Origin of the sequence: Salmonella sp. SAL03688 (genome assembly GCF_046551895.1) — a bacterium.
GTDB classification, from domain to species: domain Bacteria; phylum Pseudomonadota; class Gammaproteobacteria; order Enterobacterales; family Enterobacteriaceae; genus Salmonella; species Salmonella enterica.
This window is the reverse complement of record NZ_JBGDVI010000014.1, coordinates 18,515-43,536: the sequence shown is the minus strand read 5'-3', so window position 1 is coordinate 43,536 and position 25,022 is coordinate 18,515. Positions and strand designations below refer to the sequence as shown.

Genomic DNA, 25,022 nt, shown 5'->3' with positions numbered 1-25,022 from the left:
CCTGCCTCTGCTGTCTTACCGGTGTGTAAGACAGTGACACAATAACGTCCCTGTTTTTATTTAAACATTGCTCATCGGGCAAGGCTTTGCCGCGCCTGAAGAATTTTCTGCGCCTGACTTCGGCGCGGAGGGATTACCTGTGCTAAAAACCATTACCCGCCAGCTTTTTGCCCGGCTTAATCGTCATTTGCCTTATCGTCTGGTTCACCGCGATCCGCTGCCCGGCGCGCAGACCGCGGTAAATGCGACTATCCCGCCTTCGCTGAGCGAGCGCTGTCTGAAAGTCGCGGCAATGGAGCAGGAGACTCTCTGGCGCGTCTTTGATACGCACCCGGAGGGATTAAACGCCGCCGAAGTGACGCGCGCGCGTGAAAAGCATGGCGAAAACCGTCTTCCGGCACAGAAACCCTCGCCGTGGTGGGTGCATCTGTGGGTATGTTATCGCAATCCTTTCAACATCTTACTCACGATTCTTGGCGGCATTTCTTATGCCACGGAGGATCTGTTTGCCGCAGGCGTTATCGCCCTGATGGTCGGTATCTCAACGCTGCTGAATTTTGTGCAGGAAGCGCGCTCGACGAAAGCGGCGGACGCGCTAAAAGCGATGGTGAGCAATACCGCTACCGTACTGCGGGTTATTAATGAAAATGGCGAAAACGCCTGGCTGGAGTTACCCATCGATCAACTGGTGCCCGGCGATATTATTAAGCTGGCGGCGGGGGATATGATCCCGGCGGATTTACGGATTATCCAGGCGCGCGATCTGTTTGTCGCCCAGGCGTCGCTGACCGGCGAATCTCTGCCGGTTGAGAAAGTCGCCGCGACGCGTGAGCCCCGGCAAAATAACCCGCTTGAGTGCGACACGCTGTGCTTTATGGGGACGAACGTCGTGAGCGGAACGGCGCAGGCCGTGGTGATGGCGACCGGCGCCGACACCTGGTTTGGTCAATTGGCGGGGCGCGTGTCGGAACAAGATAACGAGCAGAACGCTTTCCAGAAAGGAATTAGCCGCGTCAGCATGTTGCTGATCCGCTTTATGCTGGTCATGGCGCCGGTAGTACTGATTATTAATGGTTACACGAAAGGTGACTGGTGGGAAGCGGCGCTATTTACGCTCTCGGTCGCGGTAGGGCTCACCCCGGAAATGTTGCCGATGATTGTCACCTCTACCCTCGCGCGTGGGGCGGTGAAGCTCTCGAAACAGAAAGTTATCGTGAAGCACCTTGATGCAATTCAGAACTTCGGCGCGATGGATATTCTGTGCACCGATAAAACCGGCACACTGACGCAGGACAAAATTGTGCTGGAGAATCATACGGATATCTCTGGTAAGCCCAGCGAGCATGTACTGCATTGCGCCTGGCTGAACAGCCATTATCAGACCGGTCTAAAAAATTTACTGGATACGGCAGTCCTGGAGGGAGTAGACGAAACCGCCGCGCGTCAGCTCTCCGGACGCTGGCAGAAAATCGATGAGATTCCGTTTGATTTTGAGCGTCGCCGGATGTCGGTGGTGGTGGCCGAAGATTCGAGCGTGCATCAACTGGTCTGCAAAGGCGCGTTACAGGAGATCCTGAACGTGTGTACTCAGGTGCGCCACAACGGCGATATTGTGCCGCTGGACGACAATATGCTGCGCCGGGTGAAACGCGTTACCGACACGCTGAACCGTCAGGGGCTACGCGTGGTCGCCGTCGCGACCAAATACCTGCCTGCGCGTGAGGGCGATTACCAACGTATCGATGAGTCTGACCTCATTCTGGAAGGGTATATCGCTTTTCTCGATCCGCCGAAAGAGACCACCGCGCCGGCGTTGAAAGCGCTGAAGGCGAGCGGAATTACGGTGAAAATTCTCACCGGCGACAGCGAGCTGGTAGCGGCGAAAGTTTGCCATGAGGTTGGGCTGGATGCGGGCGATGTCGTTATTGGCAGTGATATTGAAGGGTTAAGCGACGACGCGCTGGCGGCGCTGGCCGCCCGTACGACGTTGTTTGCGCGTCTGACACCGATGCATAAAGAGCGCATCGTCACTTTGCTCAAACGCGAGGGGCATGTGGTCGGTTTTATGGGCGACGGGATTAACGATGCCCCGGCGCTGCGGGCGGCGGATATTGGTATCTCGGTAGATGGCGCGGTGGACATCGCCCGTGAAGCCGCCGATATTATCCTGCTGGAAAAGAGCCTGATGGTGCTGGAAGAAGGCGTCATTGAAGGTCGTCGTACTTTTTCTAATATGTTGAAATATATCAAGATGACGGCCAGCTCAAATTTCGGTAACGTGTTTAGCGTGCTGGTAGCGAGCGCCTTTTTGCCGTTCCTGCCAATGCTGCCGCTGCACTTGCTGATTCAAAACCTGCTGTACGATGTATCCCAGGTGGCGATTCCGTTTGATAATGTCGATGAAGAACAAATTCAAAAGCCGCAGCGCTGGAATCCGGCGGATTTGGGGCGCTTTATGGTCTTTTTCGGTCCGATCAGCTCGATTTTCGACATTTTGACCTTTTGTCTGATGTGGTGGGTATTTCATGCGAATACGCCAGAAACGCAAACCTTGTTCCAGTCCGGCTGGTTTGTGGTGGGATTACTATCGCAAACGCTGATTGTGCATATGATCCGTACCCGTCGTCTGCCGTTTATTCAAAGTCGCGCCGCCTGGCCGCTGATGGCGATGACGTTGTTGGTGATGGTCGTGGGAGTTTCGTTGCCGTTTTCGCCGCTGGCGTCTTACCTGCAGTTGCAGGCGCTGCCGTTAAGCTATTTCCCGTGGCTGATTGCCATTCTGGCGGGCTATATGACGTTAACCCAGTTGGTGAAAGGGTTTTACAGCCGACGTTATGGCTGGCAGTAAACGCTTTCGTCGGGGATTCGCCAGCGTGCTTAATCCCCGATATCGCTAACCAGGCCAGATGCCCGTAAAGCTCGACAAGTTTAACGCGATCGGCTTTATCTTTAAATTTCAGGGCTTATTCAAGCAACTGTAGAATGCTATATGCAGGCATAAAAAAGAGGAATGTCCAGCTAAGTTTGTAAAATGTGTTCTCTGCCCCCAATCCGGAACGAGAGGAGGAGATGTCCCACCACCGGATATGTTTTGCGGATATGCGACGAAAGCGGCGAATATAGCTAATGCAATAAACTAAGTAAGGAGGAATCGCTAAGGCGCCAGTGGGTTTAGGAAACATAAGGGTAAGCAATATGGCTGCGACAATGAAGCATAAAAAGACTATCTTCGCGGTAGATTCTATCTGTTTTAATTCCTGGCGTATGCTTTCAGCATGTTTCTCCTGCCAGCGACGGAGCGTGCTGTTGCTAAATCCATATTCTTCGCATAACGCCTTATTCGGTACGCCGTTTTTAGACTGTTGCAGAAAATCGGCGATTTGCTCCTCGGTAAAACGCGCTCTTACCATTGCCGCCTCTCCATGGCTGTTGGTGCCCCGAACCGGGCAAACTTGCGCCGCCCGGCGGGGATGACGTCCGGCGCTTAGCGACGAACAGCGATCGCTTCAATCTCAATTTTCACGTCTTTCGGCAGACGGGCAACTTCCACGCAGGAACGCGCCGGGAAGGTGGCGTTGTGCTCGGTGAAGAAGGCTTCGTAGGTGGCGTTGACGGTCGCGAAATCGTTCAGGTCTTTCACGAATACGGTCGTTTTCACAATGTCGCCTACTTTCAGGCCAGCGGCTTCCACGATAGCTTTAACGTTTTCCAGCGACTGACGTGCCTGAGCGGATACGTCTTCCGCTACGGCACCGGTTTTCGGATCGACCGGAATCTGACCGGAAGTGATTACCATGCTACCCAGGTCAACGCCCTGTACGTATGGGCCGATTGCTGCTGGTGCATTTTCCGTCGCAATAGTTTTGCTCATGATTTCTCCTGAATTACAGCGGTAATAGAATGTCCCCGCTCATTATAGGGAGCCGGGATCTCATAACCAACCCAAATTAGTTAGCCAGCACCACATAATGCGAAAACTCTTTTTCACAGTATTTGCATTTGAGGGCGATATCATTGGCGCGTTTTTTCACTGCAAAGCTGGAGGATACCGGTTCCGCGTGGCTGATGCAGTTGCTGTTCGGGCAAACCAGCACATTATTAATACGCTCTGGCAGGCTGGGGCGTGATTTCCCGACTACGTCGTAGTTGTCGATGCGGTTAACGGTGGCCTGCGGCGCGTACAGAGCAAGTTGGTTAACCTGCTCTTCGGTGAGAAAGGTGTTTTCGATTTTGATTAAGTCTTTACGCCCCATCTCGCCAGACGGGAGATTCAGACCGATAGTGATTCGCTGATCGGTCTCGGTCAATTTAAACAGACTCAGCAGTTTAAAGCCTACCTGCGCAGGGATATGGTCAATCACGGTGCCGCATTTAATGGCTTCAACCTGCAGTTTGTTATCGTGTGTCATCGCTTTTCTCCCTTACAGACTCAGTTCGCTATTCAGTACCAATGCCAGTAACGCCTGGCGAGCGAAAATACCGTTGCCCGCCTGTTGGAAGTACCAGGCGTGTGGCGTTTTATCCACATCCGTGGTGATTTCATCAATCCGCGGCAGCGGGTGCAGCACTTTCATATTTTCACGCGCGCCGTTCAGGTCGCTGGCGCGCAGAACAAACTGCGCCTTCACATTGGCGTACTCCGACGGGTCGAGACGCTCTTTCTGTACGCGAGTCATATAGAGGATGTCGACGTCGGCCATGACCTCTTCGATAGAACCATGCAGGCTCCAGGCCATCCCTTTTTCATCCAGCATATCCAGAATGTACTGCGGCATCGCCAGCGCGTCCGGCGCGATAAAATAAAAACGGTTGCCGCTAAATTTCGCCAGCGCCTGGGTTAGCGAATGCACGGTGCGGCCATATTTCAGATCGCCGACCATCGCGATATGCAGGTTATCCAGACGGCCCTGCGTTTCCTGGATGGTGAACAGATCCAACAGGGTCTGCGTCGGATGCTGGTTCGAACCGTCGCCCGCATTGAGCACCGGCACCTGACCGGAAAACTCCGTCGCCAGACGTGCCGCGCCTTCTTGCGGATGGCGCATCACAATCGCGTCCACGTAAGTGCTAATCACTGAGATCGTGTCGGCTAACGTTTCTCCTTTTTTCCCCAGCGACGTGTTGGCGCTGTCGGAGAAGCCCACTACGCTGGCGCCCAGGCGATGCATTGAAGTTTCAAACGACAGGCGGGTACGCGTGGAGGCTTCGAAAAAGCAGCTGGCGATCACTTTATGTTTCAATAGCTCCGGCTGCGGGTTGGCTTTTAATTTCGCCGCCGTCGCCAGTACCAGATTAAGATCGTCGCGGCTGAGGTCGTTTATGGAAATGATATGTTTTTGATATAGCGGGTTAGCCATGTTTATCTCCTGACGCCTGGGCAAAAAAAAGCCCCTCAATTGAGGGGCTTGGTATTGGTTTTCAACGGAAAGAAAAACGGCAGGCCTGCGTCCTTTTTCAGACGCGGTAAGACAGAATGTCGTACACACTGAACCATGCTTCCTCCCGGCAAATTGTCCGCGATTATACTCAGCTCTGTTTTGGGATCAAGCGAATTAATGCATGATTTACTCATCGCAAACGGTTCTTATGAATTTAAATTCATTTTAAGCAAATAATTAATTTGTTTGTGTACCAGCGCCGTACGCTGAACGACCCGTGGTGCGACCCAGACAATACTGCTACCGGCAACGACGCCGAGAATTTCCGGCAATGCGTGGTAATCCAGAATTCTCGCGACGGCGCGACCATAACCTGCCGCCGTATGGATAAGGATAAATTCGCTATTATGTTCAACGCTGACGACCATTTCGGCTATTGAACGTCCGGCATCCGGCGAAGGACGCCGCTGGGGATTTACGGAATAAATCTTTTGTCCCTTCGTGTTTCTGATTTTTATTGCGCCCAGCAGCTTGAGCAGGCGCGAAACCGTAGACTGACTGATACCTTCAAATCCCTCATTTTGTAAATCGCGGCGAATCTCCTCCTGGGACAGGTAACTTTTTTCACTAATCAGGCGCTGACAAACCGCCAGTTGCTGTTGTTCTTTGGCGGAGTAATCATCGTATTCCTTCATAAATGCACCTTATCTTTATTATTAATATCAACGGACTGGCGAAATTCATCACATTTGTCACATCGATTGCGGATCAATCGGGCGGTTTTGCAGGAAAATGAGAAGCCGATCAAAAAAGGTGACGGCGTGCCTGATGGCGCTGTGCTTATCAGTCCTGTCGGATAAGACGCGTCGCCATCTGGCTCGTTACATCATCGCTCCGATGCTCAGTACCGCCATATTCAGCAATGTCAGGATCAGCAACAGCGGCGCGACCCATTTCAGATAGCGGACATAGGGAACCCGCGCGATTGCCAGACCGCCCATGACCACGGCGGAGGTGGGAGTAACCAGGTTCACAATCCCGGAGGCCGACTGGTAGGCGGTTACGACCAAATCCCGCTGTACGTGGGCAAAATCCGCTAACGGCGCCATAATGGGCATTGTCAATACGGCAAGACCGGAAGAGGAGGGCACCAGGAAGGAGAGCAATACTTCCAGCCAGTAGGTTACGTTTATGAAAATGGTGGTAGAGAGGCCGGAAACCAGACTTTCCGCGCTGTGCAAAATGGTATGGGTAATCATACCGTTATCCATGACCACCACAATGCCGCGCGCGATACCAATAATTAGCGCCACGCCGAGCAAATCCCGCGCGCCGTCGATAAAGGTACTGGTGAACGCTTCCTCACCCATCCGCGTTATCACGCCAACGATAATCGCCGCCGCCAGAAAAACGCCGGAGATTTCCGCCATCCACCAGCCGAGAACCGCCACGCCGTAAATCATCACCGCGAAAGAGGCGGCGAAGATCAGCAGCACCCATTTCCGGGTAGCCGTAAACTCCAGCAGTGTATTGGCGCGATTGCCGAGGAAATGGGCGCGATTTTCCTCCATTTTATCCGCCACGATAGAAAGCTCAGGATGGGCGCGGACTTTGCGCGCATAGCGCATTACCCAAAACACGCACAGTACGTAGCCGACAATTAACAGCAGTACGCGCATCAGCATTCCCTGAGTAAAAGGGATGCCGGCGGCGTTGGCGGCAATGACCGTGGCGAAAGGGTTAATGGTCGAACCGAGCGTGCCTATCCCTGCGCCGAGCAGTACGGTTGCCGCCGCCACTAACGGATCGAAGCGGGCCGCCATCATGACTGGTACCAGCAGCGTGTAGAAGGGCAACGACTCCTCCGCCATGCCATAGATAGTGCCGCCTGCGGCGAACAGCGCCATCAGAATGGGGAGCATCCACTCATCTTTGCCGTTGAGTTTGATCGTTACCCGTTCAATACCGGCATCAATCGCCCCCGTTTTATTCACCACCCCCAGAAAGCCGCCGATAATCAAGACAAACAGCGCGACGTCAATGGCGCCGGCAGTGTAGGTTTCGTGGTTATAGAGGCCGTCAATCGGCGCCAGTAAAACAGCGGTAATCCCTTGCGGATGCGCGTCCACGGGGGCATACGTTCCCGCCACCGGCACCTCTTTTCCCAGCGTGGCGTTCATCGCCATTTGGTATTTTCCCGCTGGCACAATCCAGGTCATCACTGCGACCAGGGCAATAAGAATAAACAGGATGGTATAAGCGGTGGGAAATTTAAATTTACCCATGATGTTCTCTCCTGATATCACGGATATGCGCCGCGAGGGCGCATATCCTGTGGGATTAGTCGCCGAGCGTCGCCACCATGACCGCTTTGATGGTGTGCATCCGGTTTTCCGCTTCATCGAAGACTATCGAGCCTGCGGACTCGAACACCTCTTCCGTGACCTCCAGTCCTTTCAGGCCGTAAGCCATTTCGATTTCGCGTCCCACTTTGGTGTGCTCGTTATGGAAGGCGGGCAGGCAGTGCATAAACTTCACATCAGGATTACCGGTAGCGTTTACCACCTGCTGGTTGACCTGATATGGCGTCATCAGACTGACGCGTTCCGCCCAGGCTTCTTTGGGCTCTCCCATCGAGACCCAGACGTCGGTATAGAGGAAATCCACACCGTGAACGCCGTCTTCAACGCTCTCCGTTAAGGTGATACGAGCGCCGGTAACGCTGGCGATTTCCCGGCACTGCGCGACCAGCTCGGCATCAGGCCAGAAGGACTTTGGCGCTATCAGGCGGATATCCATGCCCATCTTCGCCGCGCCCACCATCAGCGAGTTGCCCATGTTGTTGCGCGCGTCGCCCAGGTAGGCGAAGCTCAGTTCCGGCAGCGTTTTACCCGGCGCGTGTTCCAGCATGGTCATCAGATCGGCCAGGATCTGTGTGGGGTGAAATTCATCGGTCAGGCCGTTCCAGACGGGAACGCCCGCGTATTCCCCCAGCTCTTCCACAATGTGTTGACCAAAACCGCGATATTCGATGCCGTCATACATCCGCCCCAGGACGCGAGCAGTATCTTTCATGGACTCTTTATGGCCGATCTGCGAGCCGCTTGGGCCGAGATAAGTCACCTGCGCGCCCTGGTCGAACGCGGCGACTTCAAACGCGCATCGGGTGCGGGTAGAGGTTTTTTCAAAAATCAGCGCGATGTTTTTGCCGATCAGCGTTTGCTTTTCGCATCCGGCTTTTTTTGCGGCTTTCAGCTCAATAGCCAGATCGATGAGGTGTTGGATTTCCGCCGGGGTGTAGTCAAGCAGCTTCAAAAAGTTACGATTTTTCAGTGAAATAACCATTACAATATCCTTGTTAAAATGAATTGCCTGATGGCGCTGCGCTTATCCGGCCCACGGTTATGCGCGCGCTGTAGGCCGGATAAGGCGGAAGCCGCCATCCGGTAAAAAGCCTTATGCGTCAACGTCGGCGGTTTCACACCGAATCAAAGTACCTTTCTCGCCCGCGAGAATGGCTTGCCCATCCGCCAGCGAGCCGATTCCGGCAATGCCGCGGCAATGGCTGACAAACTCAGCGCAGGCGGTCACTTTCGGGCCCATCGAACCGGCGTCGAACTGCATTTCACGAAGCAGCTCCGGCGTAACCTGCGCCAGCGGGCGTTGGGTGGGCTTGCCCCAGTCGAGATACACCGCGTCGGCATCGGTCAGAATGAGCAGCGCGTCGGCGTGAATTTGGCTGGCAAGCAGGGCGGCGGACAGATCTTTGTCGATCACCGCCTCGATACCGTGGTAGCCATCGGCTTTTTCCACGACAGGCACGCCGCCGCCACCGTTACAGATAACCAGGTGATCGCGGCTAATCAGCGCGCGGATGGCATCGTTTTCCACAATGCGTTTCGGCTGCGGGGAGGGCACAACGCGGCGGAAGGCGTTACCGTCGGCTTTGAATACCCAGCCCTTTTCTGCCTGTAACGCACGGGCCTGCGCTTCGTCGTAAATCGGTCCGATATATTTGGTTGGATTGAGGAATGCCGGGTCGTTGGCATCGACTTCGACCTGGGTGAGCAGGACGCTGATTTCGCGCTCCGGCAGATGATTCTTCAGCGCCTGTTGCAGCATGTAGCCAATCATGCCCTGGCTTTCCGCACCGAGAATATCGAGCGGGTAGGGCGTAACGTTAGCGTAGGCGCTATTTTGTAGCGCCAGCAGTCCTACCTGTGGGCCGTTGCCGTGCACTAACACCACGCGCCATTGCCGCGTAAGCTGGGCGATGGTTCTGGCCGCCAGTTCGATATTTTTACGCTGAATATCAGCCTCCAGCGGTTCGCCGCGTTTGAGCAGCGCATTGCCGCCCAGCGCGACGACCAGTGTGCGTTTGTTTTCCATAACGTCTCCTTTAAATACCATCGCGTTCCAGTGGACAGCTCATGCACCGTGCGCCCCCGCGCCCGCGACCCAGTTCATCGCCGGGAATGGGAAGGACGGTAATGCCGGCTTTGTCGTATTTTTCGTTGGTCCAGATGTTGCGCTCATAGCCCACCACCACGCCTGGGCGCAGGGTGAGCACGTTATTGGCGTCATTCCACTGTTCGCGCTCAGCTTCAAATGCGTCGCCGCCAGTGGTGATTAAGCGCACCTGATCGATGCCAAGCGCTGTTTCAAGAGCATGAACCAGCGTGCTCTCCTGGGTTCGTTTCAGACCGCCGCGTCCGTCTGGCGTCAGCGTCCAGCACTGAACGTCCGGGCGAACGACTTCCGGATAGACGGAGAAGGTGTCGATATCAATGTGGGTCATGACGGTGTCAAGGTGCATACAGGAGCGATGTTTTGGCAGTTCAACGGCAATGACGCGTTCCGCCTGACGATGTTTAAACAATGCCTGCGCCAGGAACTCAACGCCCTGCGGCGTAGTACGTTCAGACATACCGATCAACACAGCGCCGCGGCCAATCACCAGCACATCGCCGCCCTCTAAAGTGGCGTGGTCGTAATTAATGTCCTCGTCGCCGAAATATTTAATGAAATCACCGCCTGCGAATTGAGGATGCCAGCGATAAATAGCACGTAAATTATTCGTTTCACGTTGGCGTGCAGGTTTCGCCATGGGGTTAATTGAGACGCCGTTATATATCCAGCAGGACGTGTCACGGGTAAATAGGTGATTCGGTAATGGCTTCATAATAAAGTCATTAATATCGTGAGTATCGACCACCATATTTTTTATGGAGGCGGGGATTTCGCCGTAAGTTAAACCGCCGCTTAAATGGCGAGCCAGTTCACGGTGCGGCATATCCGCCAGCCAGGCGCGAATATCTGCGGCAAAGGTGGGCCCAAGGCGATAATCGGAAATTTGCGTGTCCAGTAGCCAGGCTTTAGCGTCAGCCACATCCAGCGTTTGGGTGAGCAGGTCGGTTAACAGCAACACTTCTATCCCTTGCTGGCGCAGCGTGTTGGCAAAAATGTCATGCTCTTCGCCAGCGCGCTCTACGGATAATACATCGTCAAAAAGTAATTCCTGACAATTTGAAGGGGTAAGTCTTTTTAGGCTGAGATTGGGCCGATGCAACATTACGCTGCGTAATTGACCGATTTCAGAACCGACAAAATGCTTTTCCATCATTATACCTTTTACATAATTACAAGAATAAAGAAGGAGTGGCTGCAAATATTTAGCGTGCTTGCAGTCGCGGCGTTTCAGTTAAATTCGGGAGCAATGATTGAATTTTATTTGGGTTGTTAATGTGATGAGATTCACATCAATCAAGGAGTGCTATTTTTCTTACTTAATATATGAGCCGGGTCAGAGAAATTCAAAAAACAATAAGTCATTAAATGAATTACTACGCAGCTATATGGTTTGTTATTTTTTTATTGTTAATTATTTGTTTGCTGTATTGAATGATGTTTGAATTTTAACTAATTGAAAATAAAGTGATTATTTTTAATGGTTGCATAACTATGCGTGAGGGGGATTTTATTATCGGGGATATTTAAATAATTTAAAAATAACTATGGATAGAGAAGTCATTTATGCAGGGAGAGCGAATTGTGATCGCTAAAACGTTTTTATGTTAACGCCTTTAATATCAAAGCGTTGTTAGTGATGGCAATTTGGCGCCGCTGGGGTTTATGCATAGGTGCTGCATAAAGTTGGGTGAACTATTAACAATATATAAACACCGCTGGCGATAAACATGCGCTGGCGCAAAATCGATGAGAGTAAGGGTAGTATGGCAGCCATTTTTCTCGTATAAAGAGAAAAATAAAACGCTGTTTTAACTAAGGGGATGCGATGATTATTGGCAATATTGAACATCTGGAGGCCTGGCTGCCGACGGCGTTACGGCAGGCGATTGAGCACGTCAATGCGCATGTCACGGCAACGACCGCGCCAGGTAAGTATGACATTGACGGCGACAGGCTGTTTTATATGATTTCTGAAAATATGACGGAGCCGGGCGAATCGCGCAGCGCAGAGTATCACGCCCGTTATCTTGATATTCAGATTGTGCTACAAGGTCAGGAAGGGATGGCATTCAGTACCCGGCCTGCGGGAACGCCGCACACGGACTGGTTGGCGGATAAAGACATTGCATTTTTACCGACGAGCGTCGACGAGAAAAGCGTCGTCCTGAACGAAGGTGACTTTGTGGTGTTTTATCCCGGCGAAGTGCATAAGCCCCTGTGCGCGGTGGGAGAATCGGCGCGGGTACGTAAAGCGGTTGTGAAAATGCTGATGGCGTAATATTTTGTGCCGGATGGCGGCGTCTGCACGTTGCGATTTTGTAGGCCAACCGCCATCCGGCATCATAACGATATTATTTAGACAGCGTCGCTACCATTACTGCTTTGATGGTATGCATTCGGTTTTCCGCTTCATCAAAGACAATGCTGGCCGCAGACTCAAAAACCTCGTCGGTCACTTCCATCCCGCCATGTAAACCGTACTCTTCGGCCATTTTTTTGCCGAGCGTGGTTTCGTCATCATGGAACGCAGGCAGACAATGCAGGAACTTAACCTGCGGATTGCCGGTTAACGCCATCATCTGGCTGTTGACCTGATAATCACGCAGCAGGGCAATACGCTCCGCCCATTTCTCTTTGGGTTCGCCCATAGAGACCCAAACATCGGTATAGATAAAATCCGCGCCTTTTACGCCTGAGGCGATATCTTCGGTCAGGGTGATGGCGCCGCCGTTCTTTTTCGCCATGGCGCTGCACTCCGCCACTAACGCGGCTTGCGGCCAGCAGGCTTTTGGCGCGACCAGACGGAGATCCAATCCTGTTAACGCGGCGGCTTCCAGCATGGAGTTACCCATGTTATTACGCGCGTCGCCGGCATAGACCAACGTCATCTCGTTAAAGGCTTTACCCGGCAGATGTTCCTGCATGGTGAGCAGATCCGCCAGTAATTGCGTTGGGTGATACTCATCGGTTAAACCGTTCCATACCGGCACACCGGAATATTCAGCCAGCGTTTCGACGATCTCCTGGCCATATCCTCGATACTGAATACCGTCAAACATCCGGCCCAGGACGCGGGCAGTATCTTTGATGGACTCTTTATGGCCGATCTGGCTCCCGCTGGAACCCAGGTACGTCACGCGCGCCCCCTGATCGTATGCGGCAACTTCGAAAGAGCATCGTGTCCGGGTCGAGTCTTTTTCGAAGATGAGCGCAATATTTTTACCCACCAGCTTTTGTTCTTCTTTACCGTTTTTCTTATCGGCTTTCAGTTTGGCGGCAAGCTGCAACAGAGCAGTGAGCTCGCTGGCGGTGAAATCAAGTAACTTTAAAAAAGGTTTTTGGTAAAACGTAGACATACTTCCCTCACATGGCTTAGGCCTCTCATTGAATTAAAATTCACTTTATATGGATGGTTATTCATTTGCAACCCTGTTTGATAAAACTTTTCTCGATAAGGTGGAGGCAACGTCGGCGGTATGTGACAATAAGAGTATCGGCAGGACATCTATGAGGAACGAGCTATGGCAAACCCGGAATTACTGGAAGAGCAGCGTGAAGAAACGCGGTTAATTATTGAAGAGTTACTTGAGGACGGCAGCGATCCGGATGCGCTGTACACTATCGAGCATCACCTTTCCGCTGACGATTTCGAAACGTTGGAAAAAGCCGCGGTAGAAGCCTTTAAACTCGGCTATGAAGTGACGGAGCCGGAAGAGTTGGAAGTGGAAGAGGGCGATACGGTTATTTGTTGCGACATCCTCAGCGAGTGCGCGTTGAACGCCGAACTCATCGACGCTCAGGTTGAGCAACTGATGAACCTGGCGGAAAAATATGATGTCGAATACGACGGCTGGGGAACCTATTTTGAAGACCCTAATGGCGAAGAGGGTGATGACGACGATTATGTCGATGAGGATGACGACGGCGTGCGTCACTAAAGCTGCATAGTATGACGGTACGGCAGCGTCTGCTGTCGTATTTTTTTAACAGGTTACGTATGAATTACCCGCAAATACTCTCTCCGGTGCTTAATTTCCTGCATTGCCCGACGCCGCAGGCGTGGATTGTCCAGGCCCGCGATCCGCAAAATCTTCCTCTTCTGCTTACCGATCACTTGATCTGCGAACTGAAGGCTGCGCAAACCGCGTTGCTGTTGGTGCGTAAATATGTCGCCGATAAATCGGGCGCCGACGCGCTGCTCGCCTGGCTGCAACCTTACGAGGCGTTCGCGTTTCGTCAGGGGCCGGAGCCGGATTTTGTTGCCCTGCATAGACAGATTAGCAAAAGCGCCATGCCGCAAACTGATGACCCCTGGGGTCGTCAGCTTATCGACCGTATGGTGTTATTGATTAAAGAGGAGTTGCACCATTTTTGGCAGGTACGCGAGGTCATGCAGGCCAGAAACATTCCTTATGTGAAAATCACCGCCAGCCGCTACGCGAAAGGAATGTTGAAAGCGGTACGCACGCACGAACCGCTCACCTTAATTGATAAGCTGATTTGCGGGGCGTATATCGAAGCCCGCTCCTGCGAACGTTTTGCCGCTCTGGCGCCCTGGCTGGATGAGGATTTACAGACGTTTTATCTCTCGCTTCTGCGCTCCGAAGCGCGGCATTATCAGGATTACCTGGCGCTGGCGCAGCAGATTTCCGCCGAGGACATTTCTGCGCGTGTGCGCTATTTTGGCGAGGTGGAAGCTGACCTTATCTTGTCGCCAGACCGCGAGTTTCGTTTTCATAGCGGCGTGCCAGCCGCCGGATAAAGGGTAAAATTAAAGATTAGCGTTTTTATCTTTTACGCTGTCGCCACCTGCGTGGTCATCCGCCCGACATCAAACTGCTGGCGAGCAGAAAAAGTCATTTTCATGATATTCTGTCCTGAGTAAAGCCTGCCCTGCGGCAGGCAAAAAGAACTCACTCAGTGTTATATTCCCGAAAGGTGACCTTGAACAATGCCATTTTTGCATCATCACTACGGGTTCTTGTGTTGAAATAGTTACTGTTTCACGCCTTTTGACGCTTCAGAGCAGGTCTTGCCAACAAAGGTTTGTTTAATTTTGTTGATGGAGGTTGTTTTATTACCTCCTGCATCGACATCCGATTTCATGGTCATCGCAAATTCTGTATCGCTTATTTTCGTCGTTTCTACAATAGAGTGCGATTTGACATCAGGATTATTACAGACAGTCTCATTGATCAGTTTGGTATCCGTACTTTCTACAAATGTTGTCGTGCAACCGCCTGCACTGGTAGAAAAACCCTTCACCATTTTTTTAGAATCTTCAGACATTTTAGGGGTATAACACATAAGCGTCGCTATGCCCGAATTTTTTTCATCCATTAATACTTCTTTTGTATCTGGATTGATGGTGCGCATTTCTATATTTTCCATTTTCCATTCGCCGGGCTGTATATCTAATGCATATACATTAGAGATACTAATAAACATAGCGGGGAAAACAATTGCTGATAATAGGCGTTTCATTTATAACTTCCTTGAATAATAAGTGATTCCCGGATAACAGGATGTTTCCGGGATTACTTATATCAGCAAAAATAATACCTGGCGAGGATAAATAAACGCCTGGTTTTCAGAGATCCTTTAACATCCTCACTTCGCAATCGACATGTCCGGTGCAGCCGAGCGGTTCGCTAATATGTTCAAATCCTAAACGTTCGTATAGCGCAATCGCCTCGCGTAAAAAAGCCGTTGTTTCCAGATAGCAGCGTTTAAAACCCTGTTCACGGGCATGATCCAGCGCCATCAGCGCCAGCTTTTTCGCCAGCCCCTGACCACGAATCACCGGTAAAAAATACATTTTTTGCAGTTCACAAATGTCTGGTTCGCTACAGGATAACGGCGCCACGCCGCCGCCGCCCACCACACAACCGTTTTGCTCTACCACCCAGTAGGCCGCGCCCGGTTGGCTATAAACCTGATACAGTTCATCCAGATTGGGGTCGGCAACGGTATAACCTTTATCGGCGGTAAGTCCGTATTCCGCTGAAACCTGACGGATGACACGGGCAATAGCGGCATTGTCGGCGGTAGTGATTCGGCGCACCGTGAGCGTTGGCGAGGCGACATTATTCATAATATGGCTCAATTTTTAAAATTTATTTATAGATTACTTTAATACCACCGTCTTGAGTTACGCGCAAGGAGATCCTGAATCAGACAAAATAAAAGGCGGAAAAATTAAACAAAAATAGTATCGTAGTCAAATCAGTAACAATTTACTGGTTTTTATTATTAATTCTAATAGATTGTAATTCAGGGATATGATTCATGAATAACGTTATCAGTAGTAAAGATAACCATAATCACACGTTGGTGTTTACAGGCAAGGGCGGAAAGTATTTTGTTATTTGCCTTGTGAATTTCTTGTTGACGTGTATCACGTTTGGAATCTATGCGCCGTGGGCGATGGTGAAATGTCGACGTTATATTTATACTAATATGACGCTAAACAATCAGCCTTTTGCTTACAAAGCCACGGGCGGCGCATTATTTATTAGTGTGTTGTTAGTTTTTATTATTTATATTGTTAGCCTCTCTCTTATTGAACACGGTCATCCCGGTCTCGGTTTTACGCTATTCGGCTTATTAATTGCGATTATTCCTTTTATGGCGGTGAAAGGATTACAGTATCAGGCGATGATGACTTCGCTTAATGGCGTACATTTTGGATTCCAGTGTTCCATGCGGCGCGCCTGGTGGTACATGTTCGCTCTCCCGGTACTCCTGATGGTGGCGCTTTATATTGTTCTTTATATTATCTCACTGGTAACCATCGCCGTCGGCGGTTTAGTGTTCAATATCGTTTTTCTCGGTTTGCTGGCTATTATTGGGATAGGGGTCATTAACGGTATTACCTACAGCAAATGGATGACCTTGTTTGGCAATGGCGCAAACTTTGGCATTCATCGTTTCTCGATTCAGGTTAATGTTAAAACGTGCATCAGAGGGTGCGTGTTGGCAATGTTGACCCTTTTCCCTTTTGCTGTCGTGATTGGTTATCTAATCGCGCCGGTGTTCACCGACATGATTCTTTTGAGTATGATGGGGAATGCGCAGGCAGGAGGGGCGCTTATTCTGCAATATTATGGTCAGATAATGGCATGTTATTTCCTCTATTTTCTCGCGATTATTGTGGTAACCAGTTACTTATATGTGGCGTTACGCAACCTGTTTTTAAACAATTTGTCACTGGCGAACGATTCGATTCGTTTTCATTCCTCTGTCACTGCACACGGTATGCTGTGGCGGTTACTGGTGGTGTTTGTGATTTCCGGCGTGACCTTAGGGCTGGCTTATCCGTGGTTGAAAATTTGGCTGGTGAGCTGGCTGGCGCAGAATACACAGGTCCAGGGCGATCTGGATTCGCTTGAGTTAACCAATGATGAGAAGCCGCTGGAAAACAGCCTGCTAATGTGGATTTCTCGTGGCATCATGCCTTACTTCCCGTTTATCTGATGTAAAAAGGCCGACGTTTACGTCGGCCCATAATTCATGTTGTCGGATGGCGGCGTGAATGCCTTATCCGGCCTACCGATCGCGCCATGTCAATAAGCGAACGTGTAGGCCTGGTAAGCGAAGCGCCATCAGGCTTTCAGATTACAGCGCGCTAATAACCGCCTGCTGCTCAATCAGCTTCGCTTTGGCTTCTGCGTAACCGTCCAGCTTCTCACGCTCTTTGGCAATCACCGCTTCCGGCGCACGGGCGACGAAACCTTCGTTGGAGAGTTTGCCTTCGATACGGGCAATCTCGCCTTCGATTTTCGCTACTTCTTTCGCCAGACGCGCCAGCTCATCTTCTTTGTTGATGAGGCCAGCCATCGGGATCAGCAGTTCAGCGCCGTCGATAATTTTGGTCACGGAAACCGGGCCTTTGTCATCGGCTGGCAGCACGGTGATGCTTTCCAGACGCGCCAGGGTTTGCAGGAAGCTACGGTTGTCGTTAACACGACGAACGGCTTCTTCACTACAGCCGCGCAGCAGCAGTTCCAGCGGTTTGCCTGGGGCGATGTTCATTTCCGCACGGATGTTACGCACGGCAACGATCGCCTGCTTCAGCCATTCGGTATCGGCCAACGCGGCTTCATCCACCTGTGCGGCGTTATATTCCGGGAACGGCTGCAGCATGATGGTGTCGGCGGTAATGCCGCAAATGACCTTCACGCGCTGCCAGATGGTTTCAGTGATGAACGGGATGATCGGGTGCGCCAGGCGCAGCAGACCTTCCAGCACGGTGACCAGCGTATTGCGGGTACCGCGCAGTTCAGACTCGGAACCGCCGGTCATTACCGGCTTGGTCAGCTCCAGATACCAGTCGCAGAACTGGTTCCAGGTGAACTCGTACAGAATGCCCGCGGCGATGTCGAAGCGGAAGTTATCCAGCGCTTCGCGGTACGCTTTAACGGTCTGGTTGAATTCCGCCAGGATCCAGCGGTCCGCCAGCGACAGCGTCATTTCGCCGCCGTTGAAGCCGCAATCCTGCTCTTCGGTGTTCATCAGCACAAAGCGGCTGGCGTTCCATAGCTTGTTACAGAAGTTACGATAACCTTCCAGACGCTTCATATCCCAGTTGATATCGCGGCCGGTCGAGGCTAGCGCCGCCAGGGTAAAGCGCAGGGCGTCGGTGCCGTGCGGCTCGATGCCATTCGGGAACTGCTTCTCGGTACGCTTGCGAATTTTCTCCGCCATCTGCGGCTGCATCATGTTGCCGGTGCGTTTTTCCAGCAGTTCCGGCAGGGAGATGCCGTCCACCATATCCAGCGGGTCGATAACGTTACCCTTGGATTTGGACATCTTCTGGCCTTCGTCGTCGCGAATCAGACCGGTCATGTAGACAGTATGGAACGGCACCTGCGGCTTGCCGTTTTCATCTTTGATGAAGTGCATGGTCATCATGATCATGCGGGCAATCCAGAAGAAGATGATATCGAAGCCGGACACCATCACGCTGGTGGGGTGGAACTGACGCAGCGCGTCGGTGTTTTCCGGCCAGCCGAGGGTGGAGAAAGTCCACAGTGCGGAGGAGAACCAGGTATCGAGAACGTCTTCGTCCTGACGAAGCTGAACGTCGGCGCCGAGGTTGTTTTCCTGACGCACTTCGTCTTCGGTACGGCCAACGTAGACGTTGCCGTCGTTGTCGTACCATGCCGGGATACGGTGACCCCACCACAGCTGACGAGAGATACACCAGTCCTGGATATCACGCATCCAGGAGAAGTACATGTTTTCGTACTGCTTCGGCACGAACTGGATGTCGCCGTTCTCAACCGCTTCCACCGCCGGTTTCGCCAGCACGTCTGCACGGACGTACCACTGGTCGGTCAGCATCGGTTCGATAACTACGCCGCCACGGTCGCCGTAAGGAACGGTCAGATCGTGCGGTTTAATTTCTTCCAGCAGGCCCAGCGCGTCAACGGCAGCAACGATGGCCTTACGGGCAGCAAAGCGTTCCAGCTTCTGGAACTCAGCCGGAATCTCGCTGGAATAAACGTCAGACTCTTCACCTTTGGTATCGAACACTTCCGCGCTTTCGCGAATGTCGCCGTCAAAGGTCAGGATGTTGATCATCGGCAGACCGTGACGTTTCCCGACTTCATAGTCGTTAAAGTCGTGCGCCGGGGTGATCTTCACGCAGCCGGTGCCTTTTTCCATATCGGCATGTTCGTCGCCAACGATTGGAATGCGGCGGTTAACCAGCGGCAGAATAACGAATTTGCCAATCAGATCTTTATAACGTGGATCTTCCGGGTTCACGGCCACGCCGGTATCGCCCAGTACGGTTTCCGGACGGGTGGTGGCGACGACCAGGTAATCTTTACCGTCTGCGGTTTTCGCGCCGTCGGCCAGCGGATAGCGGATGTGCCACATGGAGCCTTTGGACTCGCGGTTTTCCACTTCCAGGTCAGAGATGGCGGTGCGCAGCTTCGGGTCCCAGTTCACCAGGCGTTTGCCACGGTAAATCAGGTCTTCTTTGTACAGGCGGACAAAGACTTCTTTCACGGCATTGGAAAGACCTTCGTCCATGGTGAAGCGCTCGCGCTCCCAGTCAACGGAGTTGCCGAGACGGCGCATCTGACGGGTAATGGTGCCGCCGGATTCCGCTTTCCACTGCCAGATTTTGTCGATAAACGCATCGCGGCCGTAGTCGTGACGGGTTTTACCTTCTTCAGCGGCAATCTTGCGCTCAACCACCATCTGGGTCGCGATCCCGGCGTGGTCGGTGCCGACCTGCCACAGGGTGTTTTTACCCTGCATACGCTGGTAACGGATCATGGTATCCATGATGGTTTGCTGGAAAGCATGTCCCATATGCAAACTGCCGGTGACGTTCGGCGGCGGGATCATGATGCAGAAGGACTCTTTGCTTTCGTCGCCGTTAGGCTTGAAATAGCCCTGCTTTTCCCAGTGCTCGTAAAGCGGCTGTTCGATATCTTGGGGGTTATATGTCTTTTCCATTATTTCCAGGTTGCCGTATTCAGGTTAAAACCAGCCACGCGGTAGGCTTTGTAGCGTTCGCGCGCCAGTTGTTTCAAAGTTTCTTCGTAAGGGACGAAGTCTACCACTTCTGTGAAAGCGGTGGCAAAATCTGCAAAGCTTGTACGCAGGCTGATTAAAATATCGCGTGGGCTGCTGTTGCGTTTTTGCGGCCAGGCGATTTCAACCGGCGCGCCGCCGCGTGGGCCTTCGCCTGCCAGATTGTGCGGGACAAAACTTTCCGCCGGTCTCGCCCACAGCGCTTCATCCAGCCGAATGGCCTGCTTCTCATCTTCGCAGGCGATCAGCACGCGCTTGCCGGCGCGCCAACGTTCTGCGGCAATTTCACACACCAGTTGTTCAACGGCGCTTAAACCGTTGACGGTAGTGTCATTATCCAGAAGATAGAACGTCGCATTCTTCATATATGGGGCTTCTTGTGGTGGATTTAAATGCGTTGCCATGATGCCTCCCGTAGGCCGGATAAGCGCAGCGCCATCCGGCAAAACGCCTGATGGCGGCGCTAATACGCCTTATCAGGCCTACGGGGTAATCTCAAACTTACTCTTCGCCGTTAAAGCCCGCACGATTGAGCAGGAACTGCGACAGCAGCGCTACCGGACGACCCGTCGCGCCTTTCGCTTTGCCGGAGCGCCAGGCGGTGCCGGCGATATCCAGGTGCGCCCAGTTATACTTACGGGTAAAGCGTGACAGGAAGCAGCCCGCGGTGATAGCGCCGCCAGGACGACCACCAATATTCGCCATATCCGCAAAGTTGGACTCCAGTTGTTCCTGGAACTCATCGCCCAGCGGCAGACGCCACGCGCGGTCGCCCGCTTGCTCGGACGCGCCGATCAGTTCATGCGCCAGCGGGTTATGGTTCGACATCAGACCGGTAATGTGATGGCCCAGCGCAATCACGCAGGCGCCGGTTAGCGTCGCGACGTCGATAACCGCTTCCGGCTCGAAGCGTTCAACGTAGGTCAGCACGTCGCACAAAACCAGACGGCCTTCAGCATCGGTATTCAGCACTTCAACCGTTTGACCAGACATGGTGGTCAGCACGTCGCCCGGACGATACGCGCGTCCGCCCGGCATGTTTTCACAGCCCGCCAGCACGCCGATAACGTTAATCGGTAGCTGAAGCTCGGCAACCATACGCATCACGCCGTAAACCGCCGCCGCGCCGCACATGTCGTACTTCATCTCGTCCATCCCTTCAGATGGCTTGATGGAGATGCCGCCGGAGTCGAAGGTCAGGCCTTTACCCACCAGCACGATCGGGCGCGCGTCTTCGGATGGATTGCCCTTGTACTCAATCACCGACATCAGCGATTCATTCTGCGAACCGTGGCCGACCGCCAGATAAGCGTTCATACCCAGTTCGCGCATTTGCTGTTCGCCGATGACGCGGGTGATGACATTTTTGCTGTAGCTGTCGGCCAACTGGCGCGCCTGTGACGCCAGGTAGGCGGCGTTACAGATATTGGGCGGCATGTTGCCGAGATCTTTCGCGGCCTTAATCCCGGCGGCGATGGCCAGACCGTGCTGAATGGCGCGTTCGCCGCTGGTGAGCTCACGGCGGGTCGGCACATTAAAGACCATCTTACGTAGCGGGCGGCGCGGCTCGCTCTTGTTGGTCTTGAGTTGATCAAAGCTATAAAGCGTCTCTTTGGCCGTTTCGACGGCCTGACGCACTTTCCAGTAGTTGTTGCGGCCTTTAACGTGCAGTTCGGTCAGGAAACAGACGGCTTCCATCGAACCAGTATCATTCAGAGTATTTATCGTTTTCTGAATAACCTGCTTATACTGACGTTCATCAAGCTCGCGCTCTTTGCCGCAACCAATGAGGAGGATTCGCTCGGAAAGAACGTTAGGAACATGGTGCAGCAACAGAGTCTGCCCCGGTTTTCCTTCCAGTTCGCCGCGACGCAGCAATGCGCTGATGTATCCGTCGCTAATTTTGTCGAGCTGTTCTGCAATCGGAGAAAGGCGACGCGGTTCAAAGACGCCCACGACAATGCAGGCACTCCGCTGTTTCTCCGGGCTACCGCTTTTTACACTGAACTCCATGCACTATGCTCCTGAATCTTAAAGACAACAGTGGTGGCTACAGCTATACTCGTCGTCTTTCAAGTTGCAGATGCGTTGGCTGCGCCTGCTCACCCCTGTCACTTACCTGATGTAAGCTCCGGGGCTCCACAGTCCTGCCGCCTGCCTGCAACTCGAAATCCATTAGAGTATAGAAATTGAAAGCTTTCGTAACTCATGTCCGCTGTTGCGGTGACTTCGTGTTAATCTTAACGTTATTACGGCATTGGCACGTCAGAACAAGTTCTGAGAGGTGAATCCGCTGAGTATAATGATCTTAGCGATGATTTCGACGACTCAAGAGAATAAATGACGTTTAAGCCACGAAACAAGCTAAATTCCAGCAAAAAAATGGGTTTTTACGGGCGTATTTAAAGTGATAATCATAAGATATCTGGTGCGGGAGACGCTCAAAAGCCAGCTGGCGATACTCTTCATCTTACTTTTGATCTTCTTTTGTCAAAAGTTAGTGAGGATTCTCGGCGCGGCGGTTGACGGCGATATTCCCGCAAATCTGGTGCTCTCGCTTCTGGGGCTGGGCGTACCGGAAATGGCGCAGCTCATCCTGCCTTTAAGCCTGTTCCTGGGGCTGCTGATGACGCTGGGCAAACTGTATACCGAAAGTGAAATTACGGTCATGCACGCCTGTGGGTTGAGCAAAGCCGTGCTGGTAAAGGCCGCCATGGTACTGGCGTTATTTACCGGTATCCTTGCGGCGGTTAACGTGATGTGGGCCGGCCCCTGGTCGTCAAAACACCAGGATGAAGTACTGGCGGAGGCGAAAGCGAACCCCGGTATGGCGGCGTTGGCGCAGGGGCAATTCCAGCAGGCGACCAACGGCAGCTCGGTGCTGTTTATCGAAAGCGTTGATGGCAGCGACTTCCACGATGTTTTCCTGGCGCAAATTCGTCCTAAGGGCAATGCTCGTCCTTCTGTAGTCGTGGCCGATTCCGGACACCTTACTCAGTTGCGCGATGGTTCCCAGGTTGTCACCTTAAACAAAGGGACGCGTTTTGAAGGAACGGCGTTGCTACGCGATTTTCGCATCACCGACTTCCAGAACTATCAGGCGATTATTGGCCATCAGGCCGTGGCGCTGGACCCGAACGATACCGACCAGATGGACATGCGCACGCTGTGGAATACCGACAACGATCGCGCTCGCGCCGAGCTGCACTGGCGTATCACGTTAGTCTTTACCGTATTTATGATGGCGCTGATGGTCGTGCCGCTCAGCGTGGTGAATCCACGTCAGGGGCGCGTCTTGTCTATGTTGCCCGCCATGCTGCTTTATCTGCTGTTCTTCCTGATCCAGACCTCCATTAAATCGAATGGCGGTAAAGGCAAACTGGACCCGGTTATCTGGATGTGGGCGGTCAACCTGATCTATCTGGCGTTGGCGATTGGTTTAAACCTGTGGGATACGGTGCCGGTCCGCCGCCTGCGTGCCCGTTTTCTGCGTAAAGGAGCGGTATAATGCAGCCATTTGGTGTACTTGACCGCTATATCGGTAAAACCATTTTTACCACCATCATGATGACGTTGTTCATGCTGGTGTCGCTCTCCGGGATCATCAAGTTTGTCGATCAGCTGAAAAAAGCGGGGCAGGGTAACTACGACGCGCTGGGCGCGGGTATGTACACCCTGCTCAGCGTACCTAAGGATATCCAGATCTTCTTTCCTATGGCGGCGCTGCTTGGCGCGCTGCTGGGACTGGGGATGCTGGCGCAGCGTAGCGAACTGGTGGTGATGCAGGCATCGGGTTTCACCCGTATGCAGGTGGCGCTGTCGGTGATGAAAACGGCTATCCCCCTGGTGCTGTTAACCATGGCGATCGGCGAATGGGTCGCCCCGCAGGGCGAGCAGATGGCGCGTAACTATCGTGCGCAGGCGATGTATGGCGGTTCGCTGCTTTCCACCCAGCAAGGTCTGTGGGCGAAAGACGGGAATAACTTTGTCTATATTGAACGAGTGAAGGGCGACGAGGAGCTGGCCGGCATTAGTATTTACGCTTTCAACGATCAGCGTCGTTTGCAGTCGGTGCGTTACGCCGCTTCGGCAAAATTCGATCCGGAGCATAAGGTCTGGCGTTTGTCGCAGGTGGATGAGTCCGATCTGCAAAACCCGAAACAGATCACCGGTTCGCAGACGGTGAGCGGCACCTGGAAAACGAATCTGACGCCGGATAAGTTAGGCGTGGTGGCGCTGGACCCGGATGCGCTTTCCATCAGCGGTCTGCATAACTACGTTAAATATCTGAAGTCGAGCGGACAGGACGCCGGACGTTATCAGCTCAATATGTGGAGTAAAATCTTCCAGCCGCTCTCCGTGGCGGTGATGATGCTGATGGCGCTGTCGTTTATCTTTGGCCCGCTGCGTAGTGTGCCGATGGGCGTGCGCGTGGTGACGGGGATTAGCTTCGGCTTCGTCTTTTACGTCCTCGACCAGATTTTTGGCCCGCTGACGCTGGTATACGGCATTCCGCCGATTGTCGGCGCGCTGCTGCCGAGCGCGTCTTTCTTCCTGATTAGCCTGTGGCTAATGCTGCGTAAGTCGTAATCACAGTAATCGTAGGCCTGATGGCGCTGTGCT

General features: G+C 52.8%; 25 protein-coding genes and 2 pseudogenes. 10 read left to right on the top strand and 17 right to left on the bottom strand.

The genetic code is table 11. From position 1 onward, the window contains the following. Positions 1 to 139 precede the first annotated feature (139 nt). Complete coding sequence (gene mgtA, locus ACLJR2_RS15080; RefSeq protein ID WP_000920866.1) at positions 140 to 2,848, top strand: magnesium-translocating P-type ATPase; 2,709 nt, start codon at positions 140 to 142, stop codon at positions 2,846 to 2,848. 115 nt (positions 2,849 to 2,963) lie between these two features. Here the strand turns inward: mgtA and ACLJR2_RS15075 are convergent, their stop codons facing one another. The 5 genes from ACLJR2_RS15075 to pyrL all read right to left on the bottom strand — a co-directional run bounded on the left by ACLJR2_RS15075 (position 2,964) and on the right by pyrL (position 5,494). Then, positions 2,964 to 3,410 carry a transposase gene (locus ACLJR2_RS15075; RefSeq protein WP_000251089.1) on the bottom strand — a complete coding sequence of 149 codons (447 nt, stop codon included), beginning with the start codon at positions 3,408 to 3,410 and terminating at the stop codon, positions 2,964 to 2,966. 74 nt (positions 3,411 to 3,484) lie between these two features. Next, a complete protein-coding gene (gene ridA / locus ACLJR2_RS15070; protein WP_000047544.1) occupies positions 3,485 to 3,871 on the bottom strand; it encodes a 2-iminobutanoate/2-iminopropanoate deaminase in 387 nt (128 codons plus the stop codon). A 76-nt stretch (positions 3,872 to 3,947) separates the two neighbouring features. Next, on the bottom strand, positions 3,948 to 4,409 hold the full coding sequence (gene pyrI, locus ACLJR2_RS15065) for an aspartate carbamoyltransferase regulatory subunit (RefSeq protein ID WP_000148570.1): 462 nt from the start codon (positions 4,407 to 4,409) through the stop codon (positions 3,948 to 3,950). 12 nt (positions 4,410 to 4,421) lie between these two features. Further along, positions 4,422 to 5,357 (bottom strand): aspartate carbamoyltransferase, encoded by a 936-nt coding sequence (pyrB, locus tag ACLJR2_RS15060; RefSeq protein ID WP_000013055.1) that lies wholly within the window; start codon positions 5,355 to 5,357, stop codon positions 4,422 to 4,424. 35 nt (positions 5,358 to 5,392) lie between these two features. Beyond that, positions 5,393 to 5,494, bottom strand: coding sequence for a pyr operon leader peptide (pyrL, locus tag ACLJR2_RS15055; RefSeq protein ID WP_000249504.1), 102 nt, complete (start codon positions 5,492 to 5,494; stop codon positions 5,393 to 5,395). Between pyrL and ACLJR2_RS15050 the strand changes: the two are divergent. Further along, positions 5,474 to 5,615 (top strand): annotated as a pseudogene (locus ACLJR2_RS15050) (hypothetical protein). The gene pyrL and the pseudogene ACLJR2_RS15050 sit on opposite strands and share 21 nt — an antisense overlap. Here the strand turns inward: ACLJR2_RS15050 and ACLJR2_RS15045 are convergent. From ACLJR2_RS15045 to argF (ACLJR2_RS15035), 3 genes are all read right to left on the bottom strand, one after another. After that, positions 5,585 to 6,073 (bottom strand): arginine repressor, encoded by a 489-nt coding sequence (locus tag ACLJR2_RS15045; RefSeq protein WP_000666051.1) that lies wholly within the window; start codon positions 6,071 to 6,073, stop codon positions 5,585 to 5,587. The pseudogene ACLJR2_RS15050 and the gene ACLJR2_RS15045 sit on opposite strands and share 31 nt — an antisense overlap. 186 nt (positions 6,074 to 6,259) lie before the next feature. Next, positions 6,260 to 7,663: a YfcC family protein gene (locus ACLJR2_RS15040; RefSeq protein WP_000514433.1), complete on the bottom strand. Its 1,404-nt coding sequence runs from the start codon at positions 7,661 to 7,663 to the stop codon at positions 6,260 to 6,262. Between the two features lie 55 nt (positions 7,664 to 7,718). Then, a complete protein-coding gene (argF, locus tag ACLJR2_RS15035; protein ID WP_000237035.1) occupies positions 7,719 to 8,723 on the bottom strand; it encodes an ornithine carbamoyltransferase in 1,005 nt (334 codons plus the stop codon). 23 nt (positions 8,724 to 8,746) lie between these two features. Here argF (ACLJR2_RS15035) and ACLJR2_RS15030 point away from each other — a divergent pair. Continuing rightward, positions 8,747 to 8,829 (top strand): annotated as a pseudogene (locus ACLJR2_RS15030) (hypothetical protein); the annotation flags it as partial. A 5-nt stretch (positions 8,830 to 8,834) separates the two neighbouring features. Here the strand turns inward: ACLJR2_RS15030 and arcC are convergent. Both arcC and arcA read right to left on the bottom strand, forming a co-directional pair. Further along, positions 8,835 to 9,767, bottom strand: coding sequence for a carbamate kinase (arcC, locus tag ACLJR2_RS15025; protein ID WP_000428751.1), 933 nt, complete (start codon positions 9,765 to 9,767; stop codon positions 8,835 to 8,837). A gap of 10 nt (positions 9,768 to 9,777) precedes the next feature. Next, positions 9,778 to 10,998, bottom strand: a complete 1,221-nt coding sequence (gene arcA / locus ACLJR2_RS15020) for an arginine deiminase (protein WP_000410846.1) — start codon at positions 10,996 to 10,998, stop codon at positions 9,778 to 9,780. A gap of 675 nt (positions 10,999 to 11,673) precedes the next feature. On the opposite strand from arcA, the gene ACLJR2_RS15015 reads away from it, so the two are divergent. Then, on the top strand, positions 11,674 to 12,126 hold the full coding sequence (locus ACLJR2_RS15015) for a YhcH/YjgK/YiaL family protein (protein WP_000583454.1): 453 nt from the start codon (positions 11,674 to 11,676) through the stop codon (positions 12,124 to 12,126). Positions 12,127 to 12,199: 73 nt separating this feature from the next. On the opposite strand, the gene argF (ACLJR2_RS15010) is transcribed toward ACLJR2_RS15015, so the two are convergent. Together argF (ACLJR2_RS15010) and argL are read right to left on the bottom strand one after the other, a co-directional pair. Next, positions 12,200 to 13,204, bottom strand: a complete 1,005-nt coding sequence (argF, locus tag ACLJR2_RS15010; protein ID WP_000103041.1) for an ornithine carbamoyltransferase — start codon at positions 13,202 to 13,204, stop codon at positions 12,200 to 12,202. After that, positions 13,174 to 13,269, bottom strand: coding sequence for a putative translational regulatory protein ArgL (gene argL, locus ACLJR2_RS15005; RefSeq protein WP_223148976.1), 96 nt, complete (start codon positions 13,267 to 13,269; stop codon positions 13,174 to 13,176). The genes argF (ACLJR2_RS15010) and argL overlap by 31 nt, the downstream gene beginning before the upstream one ends. A gap of 100 nt (positions 13,270 to 13,369) precedes the next feature. Between argL and rraB the strand changes: the two genes are divergently transcribed. Next, a complete protein-coding gene (rraB, locus tag ACLJR2_RS15000; RefSeq protein WP_000002940.1) occupies positions 13,370 to 13,786 on the top strand; it encodes a ribonuclease E inhibitor RraB in 417 nt (138 codons plus the stop codon). A gap of 11 nt (positions 13,787 to 13,797) precedes the next feature. After that, positions 13,798 to 14,610, top strand: a complete 813-nt coding sequence (gene miaE, locus ACLJR2_RS14995; RefSeq protein ID WP_000218452.1) for a tRNA isopentenyl-2-thiomethyl-A-37 hydroxylase MiaE — start codon at positions 13,798 to 13,800, stop codon at positions 14,608 to 14,610. Between the two features lie 233 nt (positions 14,611 to 14,843). Here the strand turns inward: miaE and ACLJR2_RS14990 are convergent, their stop codons facing one another. Next, positions 14,844 to 15,332: a DUF3617 domain-containing protein gene (locus ACLJR2_RS14990; protein WP_000826193.1), complete on the bottom strand. Its 489-nt coding sequence runs from the start codon at positions 15,330 to 15,332 to the stop codon at positions 14,844 to 14,846. A gap of 106 nt (positions 15,333 to 15,438) precedes the next feature. Continuing rightward, positions 15,439 to 15,942: a GNAT family N-acetyltransferase gene (locus ACLJR2_RS14985; protein ID WP_001519079.1), complete on the bottom strand. Its 504-nt coding sequence runs from the start codon at positions 15,940 to 15,942 to the stop codon at positions 15,439 to 15,441. Between the two features lie 194 nt (positions 15,943 to 16,136). On the opposite strand from ACLJR2_RS14985, the gene ACLJR2_RS14980 reads away from it, so the two are divergent. Further along, positions 16,137 to 17,324, top strand: coding sequence for a YjgN family protein (locus tag ACLJR2_RS14980; RefSeq protein WP_001534452.1), 1,188 nt, complete (start codon positions 16,137 to 16,139; stop codon positions 17,322 to 17,324). 141 nt (positions 17,325 to 17,465) lie between these two features. Here the strand turns inward: ACLJR2_RS14980 and ACLJR2_RS14975 are convergent, their stop codons facing one another. The 3 genes from ACLJR2_RS14975 to pepA all read right to left on the bottom strand — a co-directional run bounded on the left by ACLJR2_RS14975 (position 17,466) and on the right by pepA (position 22,412). Beyond that, a complete protein-coding gene (locus ACLJR2_RS14975; RefSeq protein ID WP_000416350.1) occupies positions 17,466 to 20,321 on the bottom strand; it encodes a valine--tRNA ligase in 2,856 nt (951 codons plus the stop codon). Continuing rightward, entirely contained in the window at positions 20,321 to 20,764 is a 444-nt protein-coding gene (holC, locus tag ACLJR2_RS14970) for a DNA polymerase III subunit chi (RefSeq protein ID WP_001523689.1), read from the bottom strand. The genes ACLJR2_RS14975 and holC overlap by 1 nt, the downstream gene beginning before the upstream one ends. A gap of 136 nt (positions 20,765 to 20,900) precedes the next feature. Continuing rightward, on the bottom strand, positions 20,901 to 22,412 hold the full coding sequence (gene pepA / locus ACLJR2_RS14965; RefSeq protein ID WP_000397158.1) for a leucyl aminopeptidase: 1,512 nt from the start codon (positions 22,410 to 22,412) through the stop codon (positions 20,901 to 20,903). A gap of 280 nt (positions 22,413 to 22,692) precedes the next feature. Between pepA and ACLJR2_RS14960 the strand changes: the two genes are divergently transcribed. The 3 genes from ACLJR2_RS14960 to lptG all read left to right on the top strand — a co-directional run bounded on the left by ACLJR2_RS14960 (position 22,693) and on the right by lptG (position 24,989). Continuing rightward, the gene (locus ACLJR2_RS14960; RefSeq protein WP_212724070.1) at positions 22,693 to 22,743 is read left to right on the top strand and encodes a hypothetical protein; all 51 of its coding nucleotides are present in this window, start codon (positions 22,693 to 22,695) and stop codon (positions 22,741 to 22,743) included. A gap of 63 nt (positions 22,744 to 22,806) precedes the next feature. After that, positions 22,807 to 23,907, top strand: coding sequence for an LPS export ABC transporter permease LptF (gene lptF / locus ACLJR2_RS14955; RefSeq protein WP_000584132.1), 1,101 nt, complete (start codon positions 22,807 to 22,809; stop codon positions 23,905 to 23,907). After that, positions 23,907 to 24,989, top strand: a complete 1,083-nt coding sequence (gene lptG / locus ACLJR2_RS14950) for an LPS export ABC transporter permease LptG (protein ID WP_001182242.1) — start codon at positions 23,907 to 23,909, stop codon at positions 24,987 to 24,989. The genes lptF and lptG overlap by 1 nt, the downstream gene beginning before the upstream one ends. Positions 24,990 to 25,022: the final 33 nt, after the last annotated feature.